A 1,465-nucleotide genomic window follows, 5' to 3' on the forward strand; every position below is an offset into this window, starting at 1 on the left:
GGTCCTTCGTCATTTCGTGTGGAACACAACACTCACAATGCTCCCCTGGTTGTTGAGCCCGGTGGGCATGTGTGCAGGCCGCTTGTCGGCCTGTGCACATGTCCACCGGGCGGGTTTGATCAGGAGGATGAGTCCATGGGCATTGCCGTAGAAGCTCTGTTCACCAGCGCGCTGGGCCTGCAGCCGCCGTGGGTCGTCGATGACGTCAGGCTCGACACCGCCAAGCGGCGTATCGACTTCGAGATCGGCTGCCACACCAGCAGGCTCGCCTGCCCGGCATGCGGTGCGGCCACGCAACCGGTGCACGACCGGCTGCGCCGATCCTGGCGCCACCTGGACTTCTTCCAGTTCGAGGCCTGGCTGCACTGCGACGTGCCGCGCGTGGCCTGCGGCGGTTGCGGCAAGACCACGCAGGTGGCCGTGCCGTGGGCGCGAGCGGGCTCGGGCTTTACCGCGGCGTTCGAAGCGCTGGCGCTGACCTTGTGCCTGGACCTGCCGGTGCGCCAGGCCGCCGAGTTGCTGCGCTGCAAGGACAAGCGGCTGTGGCGGCGCATCGAGTTCTACGTCGCGCAGGCGCGTGCGCTGGAAGACTTCGCCGGCGTGCGCACGGTGGGCATCGACGAGACCAGCCTGCGGCGCGGGCAGCACTACATCAGCGTCGTGCACGACCTGGATCGCAAGCGGCTGCTGTTCGCCACTGAGGGGCGCGAGCACCGCACGGTGGTGGAGTTCGCCGAGGATCTGAAGGCCCATGGCGGCGATCCCGCCCAGGTGCGGCACGTGTGCATGGACATGAGCGCAGCCTACGCCAAGGGCGTGGCGCTGGCGCTGCCCGAGGCGCAGATCAGCTACGACCGCTTTCACGTCGTCTCGATGGCCATCGAGGCGATGGACCAGGTGCGCCGCGCGGAGATGGCCACCGACGCGCAGGCGGTGCGAGCCGCGCTGGGCACTGGCCAGCGTAAGACGCTCAGGCAGCTGCTGTGGGGCATGCGGCGCAACCCCAGCACCTGGAGCGCCCGCCAGCTCCAGGCGATGCACTGGCTGCAGCGCTCGACGCTCAAGAGCGCGCGGGCGTGGCGGCTGAAGATGGCGCTGCGCGCGGTGTACGCACGGGCCACAGCGCACAACAGCATCGAACAGGCCGCATCCGACCTCAGGGCCTGGCTGAGCTGGGCGCGGCGCTGCCGGCTCGAGCCGTTCAAGAAGCTGGCCGCCACGCTCAAGGAGCGCTTCGACGCCGTCGTGCGCGGCATGGTCGATCACCGCAGCAACGCCTTCGTCGAAGCCATGAACGGGTTGCTGCAACAGGCCAAGCGCGCCGCACGCGGCTTCAGGACGAGCCAGAACTTCATCGCCATCGCCTACCTGCGCATGTCCAAGCTCAAGCACCTGCCGGCCAGTCCGTTCGCGCCGGCGATGCCAACATGACGCGAAGCGTTTCCACACAAAACGGCATAGAGCC

The 1,465-nt window shown here is 68.3% G+C and carries 1 protein-coding gene; it reads left to right on the top strand.

Annotated features, from left to right (window positions below; all coding sequences use genetic code 11):
* Positions 1 to 135 precede the first annotated feature (135 nt).
* Positions 136 to 1,431: an ISL3 family transposase gene (locus tag MOJ79_RS18820; protein ID WP_241925533.1), complete on the top strand. Its 1,296-nt coding sequence runs from the start codon at positions 136 to 138 to the stop codon at positions 1,429 to 1,431.
* Positions 1,432 to 1,465 lie beyond the last annotated feature (34 nt).

Origin of the sequence: Calidifontimicrobium sp. SYSU G02091 (assembly GCF_022631395.1) — a bacterium.
Lineage (GTDB): Bacteria > Pseudomonadota > Gammaproteobacteria > Burkholderiales > Burkholderiaceae_C > Calidifontimicrobium > Calidifontimicrobium sediminis.

Coding starts and splice junctions, on each gene's coding strand:
- MOJ79_RS18820 (WP_241925533.1), top strand. CDS start 136: ATGGGCATTGCCGTAGAAGCTCTGTTCACCAGCGCGCTGGGCCTGCAG.